This is a genomic window from Janthinobacterium sp. SUN128, from assembly GCF_030587275.1.
GTDB lineage: Bacteria > Pseudomonadota > Gammaproteobacteria > Burkholderiales > Burkholderiaceae_D > Janthinobacterium > Janthinobacterium lividum.
This window is the reverse complement of sequence record NZ_JAPWHY010000001.1, coordinates 2,655,797-2,669,226: the sequence shown is the minus strand read 5'-3', so window position 1 is coordinate 2,669,226 and position 13,430 is coordinate 2,655,797. Positions and strand designations below refer to the sequence as shown.

At 65.1% G+C, this 13,430-nt stretch carries 9 protein-coding genes; 4 read left to right on the top strand and 5 right to left on the bottom strand.

The annotated features are described in order from the left end of the window. Positions 1-33: 33 nt before the first annotated feature. From O3297_RS11990 to O3297_RS11980, 3 genes are all read right to left on the bottom strand, one after another. Positions 34-2,955, bottom strand: coding sequence for a TonB-dependent receptor (locus O3297_RS11990; protein WP_305048805.1), 2,922 nt, complete (start codon positions 2,953-2,955; stop codon positions 34-36). A 101-nt stretch (positions 2,956-3,056) separates the two neighbouring features. Next, positions 3,057-4,067: a FecR domain-containing protein gene (locus tag O3297_RS11985; protein ID WP_305048804.1), complete on the bottom strand. Its 1,011-nt coding sequence runs from the start codon at positions 4,065-4,067 to the stop codon at positions 3,057-3,059. Continuing rightward, a complete protein-coding gene (locus O3297_RS11980; RefSeq protein WP_305048803.1) occupies positions 4,064-4,591 on the bottom strand; it encodes an RNA polymerase sigma factor in 528 nt (175 codons plus the stop codon). The genes O3297_RS11985 and O3297_RS11980 overlap by 4 nt, the downstream gene beginning before the upstream one ends. Positions 4,592-4,913: 322 nt before the next feature. Between O3297_RS11980 and O3297_RS11975 the strand changes: the two genes are divergently transcribed. Next, positions 4,914-5,480 (top strand): YceI family protein, encoded by a 567-nt coding sequence (locus O3297_RS11975; RefSeq protein WP_070254538.1) that lies wholly within the window; start codon positions 4,914-4,916, stop codon positions 5,478-5,480. Between the two features lie 120 nt (positions 5,481-5,600). Here O3297_RS11975 and O3297_RS11970 read toward each other — a convergent pair whose 3' ends face one another. Together O3297_RS11970 and O3297_RS11965 are read right to left on the bottom strand one after the other, a co-directional pair. After that, entirely contained in the window at positions 5,601-7,409 is a 1,809-nt protein-coding gene (locus tag O3297_RS11970) for an NAD(P)/FAD-dependent oxidoreductase (protein WP_305048802.1), read from the bottom strand. Positions 7,410-7,551: 142 nt separating this feature from the next. Then, entirely contained in the window at positions 7,552-8,694 is a 1,143-nt protein-coding gene (locus tag O3297_RS11965; RefSeq protein ID WP_305048801.1) for a sigma-54-dependent Fis family transcriptional regulator, read from the bottom strand. A 209-nt stretch (positions 8,695-8,903) separates the two neighbouring features. Here O3297_RS11965 and O3297_RS11960 point away from each other — a divergent pair, with 209 nt between their 5' ends. The 3 genes from O3297_RS11960 (at position 8,904) to O3297_RS11950 (ending at position 13,417) form a co-directional block, all read left to right on the top strand. Next, positions 8,904-10,400 (top strand): alginate export family protein, encoded by a 1,497-nt coding sequence (locus O3297_RS11960; protein ID WP_305048800.1) that lies wholly within the window; start codon positions 8,904-8,906, stop codon positions 10,398-10,400. Between the two features lie 28 nt (positions 10,401-10,428). Beyond that, positions 10,429-11,757, top strand: coding sequence for a serine hydrolase domain-containing protein (locus O3297_RS11955; RefSeq protein WP_370385402.1), 1,329 nt, complete (start codon positions 10,429-10,431; stop codon positions 11,755-11,757). Positions 11,758-11,875: 118 nt separating this feature from the next. Continuing rightward, positions 11,876-13,417, top strand: a complete 1,542-nt coding sequence (locus O3297_RS11950; protein WP_305048799.1) for a CHASE2 domain-containing protein — start codon at positions 11,876-11,878, stop codon at positions 13,415-13,417. Positions 13,418-13,430 lie beyond the last annotated feature (13 nt).

Here is a 13,430-nt window from a genome sequence, read left to right as displayed (position 1 = left end):
AATATCTGCTCTCTATTATAAGGATGAATCAAATCAGAAACGAAGGCCAAGCGTGACGCGTGCCGTGCGGCCCGGTCCCGGCATCAGGCTCAGGGTCAGCGGATCGAGGTAGTAGCGGTCCGTCAGGTTGTCCACCGCCACGTCCAGGGTGGCGTTGGGCGTGATTTTGTAGCTGGCAAACAGGTCGGCCAGGGTGTAGGCCTGCGTCAGTACTTGCGGCGAGGTGCCTGTCCACGACTGCCAGACGGCCTTGTCGTCCTGGCGCGCGAGCGGATGGCCGACATGGGTCAGGCGCGTGCCCACGGTGAGCTTTTCCTGCAGCCAGCGCGTACCCAGGGTCAGGTTGGCGCTCAGCTTGGGCTGGATATGGTTGCTGACATACGAGCTGGAAAAACCGATGGGCGAGCAGTCTGGCGTGTTCCAGATATCCGATTGCCACTTGCTGGCCTTGCGCAAATACGCTGCCGTGGCCGCGTCGCAGATCAGGGTCTTGCGGTTCCAGGTGCCGGAAAAATCGGCAAACACGCTACCCCGGTCATATGACGATTGCAGTTCGATCCCCGAGACGCTGTATTTGTCCGTGTTGGCCATCGAGAAGTTTTGCGCATAGGCCGGCAGGTCCGGGATCGGGCGGCGCGTGATGTAGCCATGCGTGACGTTGTCGAAATACGCGACGCGCAGGCGCAGCTTGTCCGCGGCGCTCCATACGCCGTCCTTGACCAGGCTGACGCCGATTTCGCGGTTATGGCTGCGCTCCGGCTTGAGCGGCGACGAATACGTGGCGGAAAAGCCCATCGTCGATTCGTACAGGCTGGGCATGCGCAGGCCGCGCGCGTCGCGCAGGAACAGGCTGACGCTGTCGGACAGGCGCGCCGTCAGCGCGAAGGTGGGCGAGAAACCGTGGTCCTTGCGGCGGATCGGCGTGCTGTACTTGAACAGGCCGGGGATGGCGTCGCGGAAGACATAATCGTTGCCGCTCCACTGGTCCACCTGCGAGATGTCCAGCGGCGCCGGTTCCTCGCCATAGCGTTCCACCATGCCGCCCACCAGCGCGGGATTGGTGGCCGCCGTGAACTGGCCCTGCGCATCCTGGTACCATTTCGCGGCGCCGAGCTGGTCGCCGTCCTTGTCCCACATGGTGACCCATTGCCAGCCCTGCGGCTGGTACTGCTGTTCCGCGCGGCGGTTGCGGTCGCGGGAATCAAAGCGCTGGAAGCGTCCGCCCGCGTCAACGGTCAGCCAGTCGCGTGCCTGCCACTGCAGCGACGCGAATACGCTTTGCTCGTGGCGCTTGCCGTTGCGCAGGGTGTGATTGGCGTTCAAGTCTTCATCTAGGATGCGCACGCTGTCGGCCGGACCGATATCCTCGTTCTGCAGGGACAAGCCGTAATCGAGCTTGAGCGCGCCCATGGCGGTGGCGAAGCGCGAGGTGTTCGTCAGGTCGGCGCCGACGCGGCGCGCCTGGTTCTTCGCCAGGTACAGCACTTCCACGCACTCCTTGCATTCATGGTCGCCCGGATTGGCCTTGCCTTCCAGCGGATTGCTGAAGATGTCGCCGTTGCGCGACTTGCTCTGCATGTCCGTCAGCCACAGGTTGGCCTTCAGGTCGATGAGGTTCTGGCCTTCCGGCTTCCACTCGTAGCGCGCCGTCAGCGCGTTGGTGCGCACCTGGCTGGGGTCCCACTGGGGGATGCTGCCGGTGCTGTTGCGGTAGATTTGCGAGGGCATGATTTCGCCATAGCTGCTGTCGAAATAGCGGTAGCCCAGTTCCAGCTTCTGCTCGTGCGGCAGGCGCAGGTTGGCCTTCAGCAGGGCCGAGGTGGTGCGGTTGGCCGTGTTCAGCACCTCATCGCCGCGCTTGAAGAACTGCGTCACGCCATTGTCGTCGCCCCATTCGTTGAGCATCTGATAGCGTTCGAAACCGCGGGTGCCGGAAAAATAATTGCCGATGCTGCGGTGGCTGATGGCCGCCACCAGGTCGTAGTCGTCCTGGCGCGTCGCCACGGCGATGCTGCCAAAGCCGCTGCGCGGGTCGCCCAGCTTGTTGCGGTGCGTGCGCGGCGCGCTGCCGAAATCGCCGGGTGCCGTGACGCTGTTGTCCTGGATGCCGCCGCGCAGGCGCACGCCCGTGCGCTGGCCTGCCAGCAGAATGTCTTCCGGGCGCAGGGTCTGCATGCTGACCATGCCGCCGATGGCGCCGGCGCCCTGCGCCGACAGGTTCGGGCCCTTGTCGATGCGGATGGCGCTGATCAGGTCCGGGTCGATGTAGCTGCGGTCGGCGATACCCGCGTAGCCGCGGTAGACGGTCGACGATTGCAGGCTGCCGTCGATCAGCACGGGCACGCGGCCCTGGCCCTGCATGCCGCGCACGTTGACGTCGACGGCGCCGCTGTTGCGGCTGTCGCCCACCTGCACGCCGGCCACGCCCTTGAAGATATCGGCCGGCGAGGTGCCGCGGAAGCGCTCGATCTGTTCGCGCCCGATGTACACGGAGGCGGCCGGCGTCAGGTAGGGCAGGTCGGCCGGATCCGTGTCGTCCGCCTCGAACGTGCCGCTGCCGCCCTGGCCATTCACGCGCAGGGTGCCGATCTGCACCGCGCCGGCGGCGACAGGCGCGGGTGCGCTGATGATGATGGTCGTGCCGCCCTGCAGCTGTGCTTGCAGGCCGCTGCCGGCCAGCAGCTGGCGCAGCGCCTCGGGCAGCGAATGCCGGCCTTGCAGCGGGGCGCTGTGCCGGCCTTCGGTCAGGCGCGCATCGGCCAGCAGCACCATGCCTGCCTGGCGCGCCAGTTCGTTCAGCGCGCGGTTCAACGGTTGCGCGGGGATCTGCCATTCCACCTGCGCCACCGGTGCGGTGGCGGCATGCGTGGCGGGTGTGGCGAAGGCCAGGCCGATGGCCAGGAACAGGGGAGACAGGCGGGCGTGCAAGGGATGGCGCGGTGGAGTCATGTGCATGTTTTTCCTATGGTGATGTGGTGATCATTCATAGTTAAAACGAATGAGTATCATTTACCCTGACGTGCGGATTGATTTTATTTCGCTGCATGTTCCGGCAATCAGCGGGCGACGATATGCAGCTTGCCGTCCTGGCGCAGCAGGCGCACGGGTAGCGCCAACGGCAGGGCGGCGGCAAATTGCGCTGGCAGCTTCGCGTCGAAGCTGCCGTTCAGGCGCAGGCCGGCCAGCGCCGGATCGCCGAGCACGAGGTTTGTGTCGCCATAGCGCTCGAATTCGGCCAGCGCTTCGGCCAGGGTGGCGTCCTCGAAATCGAGGCGCCCGGCACGCCAGTTGCCCACCGCTTGCGCGCTGACCCTGGTCAGCGTTTTCACGCCCTGCGGCGTGACGGTGACAGCGTCGCCCGCCTGCAGCACTTCAGCGCGCGCGTCGCCTTCCCCTTCCACGCGCACCGTGCCTTGCGCCACGCTGACTTGCGTGGCGGCCCCTACATGGCGCACGGAAAAATGCGTGCCCAGCACCGTGGCCGTGGCCGGCCCCGCCAGCACCTGGAATGGACGCGCCGGGTCGGCCTGCACATGGAACATGGCCTGGCCGCGCAGCAGGCGCACGGTGCGCCGGTCGCGGTACAGGGCCACGTCGACGGCGCTGCCGCTATCGAGTTCGATGCGGCTGCCATCGGGCAGGACTTGCGTGGCGAACTGGCCGCGCAGCGTGCTGTAATCGTGCTGGAAGCCGGGCTGCTGCAGATGGCTGGCCAGCGGCCAGGCCAGCAGGCCGCACAGCAGCAGGCAGCCGCCGGCTAGCGCGCCGCGCGGCAGCCGGCTCGCCGCCAGCGGTAAATGCGCCAATCGCTGTAGCAGCGAAACAGGGGCCGCGGCGGATGAGGGCAGGGCGGGCTGGCTGAAGGCGGCCACGCGCTGGGCGGGCAGGCTGGCCAGCAGCGCGTCGGTGCGCGCCAGCGCATCCCAGGCATGCTGGTGGCGCGCGTCCGCTTCCAGCCATTGCCGCAGCGCCGCCAGTTCAGGCGCGGCCAGGCCGGCGTCGTGGCGCAGCAGCCACTGCGCGGCCTGGAAATCGATATCGTCTGCCGGAGTCGGGTTGGGTGTCATGCGCGGTCTTTTCCAGTATCGCGTTCGGGCATGCCTTTTTTACAGGCGAGCATGCCATTGATGATATGTTTTTCCACCATGTTGACGGAGATATCCATCTGGGCGGCGATCTCGATCTGGCTCATACCTTCGAATTTGTACAGCGCGAAAGCCTGTCGGCAGCGCGGCGGCAAGGCTTCGATGATGGCCAGCAGGCGTTCCATGGTTTGCCGGTCGTGCAGCCGTTGTTCGGGTTCGTCGGCGCGTGGCGCGCGCAGCTGGAAATGCGGTGTGTCGATGTCGTCGTGGGGGCGGCGCTGGCGCAAGCGCTGTTCGTCGATGGCGATGTTCTTTGCCGTCACGTACAGCAGTGCGCGCTGGCCGCTATCGGATGCTATGCCCCCTTGCAGGGGAGCTGCGCCGCCGAGCGGCTTGCGCGCCAGGATGCGGGCGTAGGCTTCCTGCACCACGTCCTGCGCCTTGTCGCGGCAGCCGGTGGAGCGCGAAATCAAGCGCAGCAATTCCTGGTAATAGCGTTCAAGCACCGCGCGTTTCCTCGTTATCAAAGCCGGCAATGATAGCAAGCCCATCAAATAATAACAAGAATCATTCTCATCTGTGTTGCTGGATAACGCTGGATATTTTTGGCAATGCAGACAATAATCGGCAACAGAAGGCGCTGTGGCGGACCTTATTGGCGGGTATTATCGATTTTATCGATGCTAACTAGGTATATTTTCCGTTTTACATCGATCTTCATGCCATGCATAATCTGTTGCAACTGAAGCCAGACAATCAGCCGCATGCGCCATTCGCCTGCAGCTGCTTGCGGTTTTGACATCCTCCACTTTCTATCAGGAACCTACAATGAAAAAACTGCTCGCTTTTATCGCCGCCGCCGGCTTCTCGCTGTCCGCGTTTGCCGCTCCTGAAGTCTATGTCATCGATGGCAGCCACACCTTCCCCCGTTTCGAGTACACCCACATGGGCTTCTCGACGCAGCAAAGCCGTTTCAATAACACCACCGGCAAGGTCACGCTGGACCGTGCCGCCAAGACGGGCGCCGTCGAAGTGCTGATCGACACCAAGTCCGTCGATACGGGTTCGACCCTGTTCAACTCGCACATCCAGGGCGAAGATTTCCTCGACACGGCCAAGTACCCGGTCGCCACCTACAAATCGACCAAGTTCAATTTTGACGGCGACAAGCTGGCTTCCGTCGACGGCAACCTGACCCTGAAAGGCGTGACCAAGCCAGTTACCCTGACCGTCACCTCGTTCACCTGCGCACCGCACCCGATGCTGAAAAAAGACGCTTGCGGCGCCAACGCCACGGCCAAGATCAAGCGCTCGGAATTCAACGCCGGCAAATATGCGCCAGCTGTCAGCGATGATGTCACCCTGACGTTTGCCATCGAAGCCATCAAACAGTAATTGTTGGCAGCATGATGCAAAATGGCGGCGGACTTCGGTCCGTCGCCATTTTTTTGTCATTGGTGGGTCGGATTACGCGCTTCCCGCGCTAATCCGACCTACACGGGTTGCTGGCTACGATCACGCCAGGTGATGCACCTCCTGCTGCCCATACACGGGGGTAGTTAATCCCTCCATGCGCGCCTTCAGCTGCAGCGACAGGTATTGCGAATAGTGGCGCGACTGGTGCAGGTTACCGCCGTGGAACCACAGCGCCTGCTGCTGCGTGGGCTTCCACATATTGCGCTGTTCGCCCTCCCACGGGCCCGGGTCCTTCGTCGTGGCGGAACCGAGTCCCCAGACCTTGCCCACCTTGTTGGCCACCTCGGGCGAGATCAGGTCGGCCGCCCAGCCATTCATGGAGCCGTAGCCGGTGGCGTACACCACCAGGTCGGCCGGCAGTTCCGTGCCGTCGGACAGCACGATGGAACGGGCTTTCAATTCCTGCACGCCAACGCCGCTTTTCAGCTTGATCTTGCCCTCGGCGACCAGCTCGGAGGCGCCCACGTCGATGTAGTAGCCGGAGCCGCGGCGCAGGTATTTCATGAACAGGCCGGAATCGTCGTCGCCGAAATCGAGCATGAAGCCCCGTTCTTCCAGGCGCGCATAAAAGTCCGCGTCGCGTTCGCGAATGGCCTTGAAGACGGGCTTCTGGAAGTCGGCCAGTATCTTGTACGGGATCGAGGCGAACGTCAGGTCGGCCTTGGCCGTCGTCATGCCGGCGGCCAGCGCCCGTTCCGAGTACAGGTCGCCCAGCGCCAGGTCCATCAGCGAGTCCGACTTGACGATGTGCGTCGACGAGCGCTGCACCATGGTCACGTCCACGCCAGCTTCCCACAGGGCGGCGCAGATATCGTGCGCAGAATTGTTCGCGCCGATGACCACCACCTTCTTGCCGGCATACGCATCCGGCCCCGGATGCTGCGACGAGTGCTGCTGCTCGCCCTGGAATATGTCCATGCCCTTGAACTTCGGCATGTTCGCCTTGCCCGACATGCCGGTGGCCAGCACCAGCTGTTTGGGCTTGAGGGTGACGGGCTGGCCGTCGCGCAGGACCTGCACCGTCCACTCGCCGCTGGCCTCGTCGAAGCTGGCCGATTCGCATGAAGTCGAACCCCAGTAGTTCAGCTCCATCACCTTGGTGTACATTTCCAGCCAGTCGCCGACCTTGTCCTTGGGCGTGAAGACGGGCCAGTTGTCGGGGAAGGGGATGTACGGCATGTGGTCGTACCAGACGGGGTCGTGCAGGCACAAGGATTTGTAGCGCTTGCGCCAGCTGTCGCCGGGGCGCGCATTTTTCTCGATGATGATGGTGGGGACGTTCAGCTGGCGCAGCCGCGCGCCGAGCGCGATGCCCCCCTGGCCGCCGCCGATGATGACGCAGTAGGGCTGGCGCGCGTAGCCCAGTTCCGCCGCTTCCTGCTCGCGGTGCTCCAGCCAGCTGCTGCGATTCGTGCGCGCGCCGTGTTCCGCGCCCATGGGCCGCCGGCCGCCCTTGGCTTCCTCAAAACCCTTCAATTCGCTCATGGTGGTAAGCAGGGTCCAGATCTTGCCGTCGCGGATGCGGATGAAGCCCACGCCGCGCGCCACGTTCGTTTCCACCGTGATCCAGCTTTGCAGCACGCCACCGGCTTCCACCGCATGTTCGCCATCGGCGATGCGGATGGAAACGGGCTGCACGGCGCCCAGCTGGACGGCCAGCATGGCGGCGATCTGCTCGCGGCCCTCCAGGGTTTTCAGGTTCCAGGTAAACAGCACCAGGTCGCGCCAGTAGCCGTCCTGTTCGAACAGTTGCGCGGCGCCCGTGCCGTCGCTGGCGCGCAGAGCGCCTTCGAGCTGCTCCAGGATGCCGGCCACGGCCAGGTCGTGCGGGTTGATTTCGGTTTGCATCGTGTCTCCTCCAAGTCTGCTGACTTTATGATGGGATGCGGCTGTCTTGCCGCTGACGATGTTGTAACACTGGCGTTCTGGCGCCGCATCCCGCAGCGCAGCATGGCTGAAGTTGAGACGGAAATCTCAGCTTTTCGATCGGTTACTGGCGGTGCGGCGGCACGATTTTCAAGTGCTTGAGGCGGCGGTACAGGGTGGCGCGCGAGATGCCCAGCATGGCGGCAGCCTGCAGCGGACGCCATTTGGCGGCGTTCATGGCGTGGGCGATGCGCGTGCGCTCGGCCAGCTCCGGCGGCGTGCAGGCCAGCACGCCCTCCGTCACAGGGGCCGTGTTCTTGACGCGTGTTCGCGCGCTGGCCTGGCGCAGCGGCGCGCGCACGCGGGCGTGCAGCCAGGTGCTGCCGCCGGCCAGGCGCAGGGACAGCAGATTGTGTCCCGCGCGCGCATCGAACAGCCGCTCGGCGCGCACTTCCAGCACCTCGCCGACGGGACGCGGCAGGACGTCCAGGCCCCCGATGACATCGCGCGCGCAGCGGTTGGCGGCGACGATGTCGCCATGCTCGTCGATGGCGAGCAGCATCTCCGGCTGCACTTCCACGAAGTGGCGGTTGCGGTGCGCCAGCAGGATGCAGCAATGGCCGTAGGACTTGAGAAAAAATCCGTCTTCGATCAGCGTCGCGCCTTGCCGCACCAGTTGTTTTACCAGGCGCTGGCTGTCGCGCGCGTCGGGCGAACTCAGGGCCGACGCATCGAGCACGCCGATCAAGTCGCCGTGCGGCGAAAAAATCGGCGCGGCGCTGCAGGTCAGGCCGGTGAACGCGGCGCGGAAATGGTCGGTCTTGTGCACGGTGATGGCTTCGTGGTCGAGCAGCACGGAGGCGATGCCGCACGTGCCTTCCTCTTCTTCCGACCAGCACGAACCGGGATACAGGCCCGCCTTCTTGAAATCCTTGCGCTGGTCCGTGTCGACCACGTAGTCGATGGTCACGCCGCGCGCATTGGCGAGGATGACGCAGTAGCCCGCTTCGCGCACCATGGCGTGCAGGCGCGGCAGGCACTGGCCCGTGGAGCGCAGAAAATTTTCCTCGGACTGCTGGATGGCGCGCAGTTCGGCGCTTGTCAGGATGCGCGGCCCTGTCGTCGAGGCGGGGTCGAGCCGGTAGTCGTCCAGCGAGCGCCGGTACGACGAGGCCAGCCTGGCCGTATCGGCTCCCGGATTGACGATACGGCCGGCGATCAGGTCGCGCACGCGGTCGATATGGCTGGTCTGGCGGACGTAGGGCATGGCGCTCTCCAGTGTCTCGGTATCTGGTGTTGTGATGGTCTTTCCGTTTGTAGCACGAAGCGCCGGCACATGCATGCCGCATTGCAGCATGGGACTGCCGTGAGACGTTTGTCTCACCACGGCCGCACCGCACGATAGGATGCCTTACAACAAGAGCATCTCTGATAACATTCGCTCAAATTGACAGTCAGCCAGCGCAAGGGATATCTATGGCAATGCAAACGATGTTCCTGGTACGCAGAACGATGGTGCTGGCCTTGCTGGGCGTGAGCGCCGCCTGCGGCGCCGCCGGCCAGCTCGATCCCGATGGCCAGAGCAGCATGGAAAAGGAAGTGGCCCGGCGCGCCGCCGTCGAGCCGGCCATCGGCGCCGACTGGCAGGTGACGCGTTCCATCGAAGCGGGCGTGCAGGTGGCAGGCGAGAGCAATCTGTTCTGGAAGCTGTCGAATACGCCAGCGCGCAATCCCGGCTTCGATTTCCATCCCTACTGGTACGAGTTCTATGTCAAGCCGGCGCTCGGCTTCAAGCGCAATCTGGGCGACGGCAAGCAGCTGTATGCGCGCGTTTCCGCCGTCGGCTCGGGCACCTTGCGCCACGACCCTTTTGGCGCGGGCGATACGGGCCGCATCTCGATCGAGGAATTCGTCGCCGGCATCCGCATGCCGATCGGCGGTACGCGCGCCACCCTCGACCTGTCGGCCGGCGCACAGAGTTTCACGCTGGGCACGGGCATGCTGGTCGCCAATGGCGGCTCGAACGGTTTTGACCGTGGCGCGCTGAAACTGGGGCCGCGCAAGGCCTTTCAGAATTCCGTGGTGGCCAAAATAAGCCAGGATGCGCTCAGCGCCCAGGCGTTCTATCTTGACCCGAATGAAAACCCCGACAACGATTCGGGCACGCGCGTCGTGGGCGTTGACGTCAGCTACGCGCCCGCGAACGACCGCAAGGCGGGCATCGCGTATGGCAAGGCGCCCCGTTCGCATGCCGCGTATCCGCAGGCGGCGCCGGGCGGCATCGGCGCGCCGCTGGCCGTGCCCGATGGCCGCAAGGACCTGCAGTTCGTGTATGGCTACGCGCGCGTGCCCGTACTGCCCGCCGTGCTGCCGAAAGGCTGGTTCGGTGTCGACGCGGCGCGCGAATGGAATACGCGCGAGCCGATGCGGGCCTGGGGCTGGCGCACGGAGGGGGGCTTTTCCCTGCCCGACGTGGCGTGGACGCCGAAGTTCACCCTCGGCTACCAGAGCTTTTCCGGCGACGATCCGCGCACGGCGCGCAACGAGCGCTTCGATCCGCTGTTTTTTGAAGGCACGCCAGGCGCCTGGGCTTCGGGCAGCAAGGCGACCTGGGTCTTTGTCAATGCCAACGTGAATGCGCTGCAGGCCACCATCGAGCTTCACCCGACGCCGAAAGACACCGTGACTGCTTACCTGGCCCAGGTACGCGCCAACCGGATGGGCAGCCCGCTGCAGTTCGGCCAGGCGACGCGCCTCGACGTGCCGGGCGACGCGCCCGTGGTGATCTCCGGCGTGCTGCGTCCGATGCTGGCGAACGATGTCTTCGTCAAGTATGTGCGCGTCGTCAACCCGAATACCTACCTGACCCTGGGCTTCAGCGCCTCGTTCGCGCAGTCCGGCGTGAACCAGCTGGTGAACGGGCAGGCCCGGACCTGGACGGGCTGGCTGGCCAACGTCGTATGGGTATATTAAGTATTCCGTTTATCAAGGAGAGCATCACATGAACGATTTCCCCAGCATGAAACGCCTGGCCCTGGCTGCCACCTGCCTGGCGCTGGCCGCCGGCGCCCATGCGGCAGAAGCGACGGCGCCGCTGTCGGCCGCCGCCAGCGACCCGGCTACACTGCAATGGATGGTGGGCGCGCCGCCGCCGGCCGATAAGATCATCCGCTTCGACGATGGCAGCTATTTCAATTTCCCCCAGCTTCGCTGGAGCGTGTCGCACTTCCGCCAGCTGATGCCGACGGTGGAAGTGGCGCGCGGCCTGAAAGCGCCCGTGCCTTTGCCGCGCGCGCTGCGCAGTGATATCGACAGCCTGCGCTTTACGCCCCTGGGCGCGCAGGACGCGATGACCTGGGAGCAGTCGCTGGGTGCCAACTACACGGACGGCATCGTCGTGCTGCACCGGGGCCGCATCGTGTATGAACGCTATTTCGGCGTATTGAAGGAGAGCGGCCAGCACGGCGCCATGTCCGTGACGAAGTCCGTCATGGGCACCATCGGCGCGGCCCTGGTAGCCGAAGGCAAGCTCGATCCAGGCAAGAAAGTGGCCGAGTATGTGCCGGAACTGGCGAAGTCCGCGTTTGGCGACGCCACCGTGCGCCAGGTGCTCGACATGACCACGGGCCTGAAATTCAGCGAAGATTATGCGGATCCGAACGCGGAAGTATGGCAGCACGCGGCGGCCGGCAGCCCGCTGCCCAAGCCGAAGGATTACACGGGGCCGCGCAGTTATTTCGAGTACCTGCAGACGGTGCGGCACGAGGGCAGGCATGGCGAGGGCTTCGGCTACCGCACGGTCAACTCCGACGTGCTGGGCTGGATCATCGCCCGCGTCACGGGGCAGAACGTCAACGAATACCTGTCCGAGCATATCTGGAAAAAGCTGGGGGCCGAGCAGGATGCCTACATGACGGTCGATTCGACGGGCACGCCGTTTGCCGGCGGCGGCTTGAATGTGGGCTTGCGCGACCTGGCCCGCTTCGGCGAGATGCTGCGCAACGATGGCCGCTACAACGGCCAGCAAATCATCCCCCGCGCGGCCGTCGACGATATCCGCCGCGGCGGCGACAAACAGCTGTTCGCCAAGGGCGGTTATGATTTGCTCAAGGGCTGGAGCTACCGCGACATGTGGTGGGTCACGCATAACGACCATGGCGCCTACATGGCGCGCGGCGTGTACGGCCAGCGCATCTACATCGACCCGAAGGCGGAAATGGTGATCGTGCGTTTCGCCTCCACGCCGACGGCGGCCAACGCGGCCAACGACCCGACCACCACGCCGGCCTTCGAGGCGCTGGGCAAGTTGTTGCTGGCCAAGCCGAAGTAATCTGCGGGCGGGCCCGTGCCAGCCGTGCGGCGGAACGGGCGCAACTGCAATACACTATCCTTTCGTCATTATTTGTTGCTTGAATGATATTCATGCAGCGCACGCAAGGGGAAGCACCGTGGAAACCAGCCAGCAGGATCAACCGCGCCCGCCGCTCTGGCGGCGCCTGCTGTGGCCGGTTGCCCAGCTGGGCTCGGCCTTCAAGCTGACGGGCACGCACCTGCTGCACCACGTGATCGGCGCCAGCCTGATCGCCGCGCTGATGCTGGCGCTGGAAGGTTTTCACGTGCTCGAATGGCTCGATGCGGCCATGCTGCGCGCCAGCGCGGAACAGGGGCAACTGCTAAACCGGGGCAAGGACCCGGGCGCCGCCTACCGGCCCGGCATCATCGAAATCGACCAGCCTGCGTTCGAGCAGGTCTTCGACGAGCGCGAACCGCTGGAGCGTTCACGCCTGGAACAATTGATCGCCAGCGCCGCCGCGCGCGGCAGCAAGGTGCTGGCCATCGACCTGGACCTGGCGCCAGCCGTGTACGAGCAGCACAAGGCGGGCGAGCGGCCGCTGGACCGCCTGCTCGACCGGCTGGCCGCCGATGGCCGGCAACTGGTGCTGATCTTGCCCGAGCAATCGGACCGCAATGCGAACCTGCCGTGGATACGTGCGCGCTGCGCCGCCGGCATCCACTTTGCCAGCCCGCGGATCCGCGAACGCATGGGCGCCGTTACGCGCATCGAGCTGAAAAGCCCCGTGCTGGCGGCCGTGGCCTTCGAGCTGGCGCATGGCGCCGACGAGCAGGAGCAGAAGCAACCCATGCCGGCCGCCCTGTCCGAGCAAAAGGAAGTGGTGGCGCTGGCTGGCCGCGTGTGCCAACTGGCGCGGCGTACGGGCAGCGAAAAGGAGTTGGCGCGCTGGGCGTTCGAGCCCGTCATCCGCGGCGACGCCAAGGCGGCGGCCGAACAGAACGCCGTCACCGCACCGTTTCACCCGGCCGCCGTGGCGCCGGCATTCCTGAATCCCACGCGCACGCGCGTCAAACTGATCGATGGCCAGGCCGGCGTGGAGGCCGTGGCATTGCGCAAGAATGTCGTGTATCTCGGCAGCACGTATGACGTGCGCGACCGCTACACGACGGCCGAAGGCGAGCAGGCCAGCCTGCACCTGCATGCGGCCGCCCACACATCGCTGGGCATCGGCACGGCCGACGTCAATAAATATGCGGTGTTCGCGGCCGACATCGTCATCGGCGTGCTGCTGGGCTGCCTGTTCGGCGGCCTGTGGACCCTGTACGGCCGCGCCGAACTGGCCATCGACCGGCGCATGGAAGACCACGATTTCAGCCGCCTGCACCGCATGGGCACCCTGGCGGAATTCTATGGCATCCGCCTGATGCTGGTGCTGGTGTGGGCCTCGCCGTTTGCCATCGGCGCACTGGCCATCTATTTGTCGCGCGGCTTGCTCGAACAGGGCTGGTGGGTCAACCCCGGCCCCCTGATCGCCGGCATGTTCCTGCACGCGATGTCGCTGCGCGACGAAGCCCACCATCCGCACGAGGAAGTGCCGGGCCTGTCCGTGTGGGCCCAGCTGCGCCGCACGCATCCGGGCATCGTGCTGGTGCAGGCGCCGCTGGCGGTGCTGCTGTTGGTGGTGGCGCTGGTGTAGCGAGATGGCAGTT